This is a genomic window from Methylobacterium sp. J-026 (assembly GCF_022829585.1).
In the GTDB taxonomy this organism is placed as follows: domain Bacteria; phylum Pseudomonadota; class Alphaproteobacteria; order Rhizobiales; family Beijerinckiaceae; genus Methylobacterium.
In genome coordinates this window covers 1-360 of record NZ_JAKSYC010000331.1, presented here as the reverse complement: position 1 = coordinate 360, position 360 = coordinate 1, and the positions used below count along the sequence as shown (strand labels likewise).

Genomic DNA, 360 nt, shown 5'->3' with positions numbered 1-360 from the left:
ATCCGGTCCGGAACGGGAAAGCGGGGACCCGCGGGTCCGCCGGGGTGACGCGACGGTGTCCTTCGGGTATCGCTTCCCCGGAGGCTTCGCCTCCGCCGGGCCCGTAGCTCAATGGTTAGAGCCGGCCGCTCATAACGGTCTTGTTGCAGTTTCGAGTCCTGCCGGTCCCACCATCCAACCCGGACATGCCCCACGACCCGCCTCCTCGGCGTTCGCTGTCCCGCGATCCCGCATGCGCCGCCGCGTGGGCGTGACCTTCGTCGCCATCTACGGCGAAGCAATGTACTACGGGACACACCACCAGGTCATCAATATCCCCGCTTCGCATATGAGCCAGATCCCGGAGATAGTGAACAGTTC

The 360-nt window shown here is 65.0% G+C and carries 1 tRNA gene; it reads left to right on the top strand.

Annotated features, from left to right (window positions below):
• Window positions 1-97 precede the first annotated feature (97 nt).
• Window positions 98-173, top strand: a tRNA-Ile gene (locus MKK69_RS28890).
• Window positions 174-360: the final 187 nt, after the last annotated feature.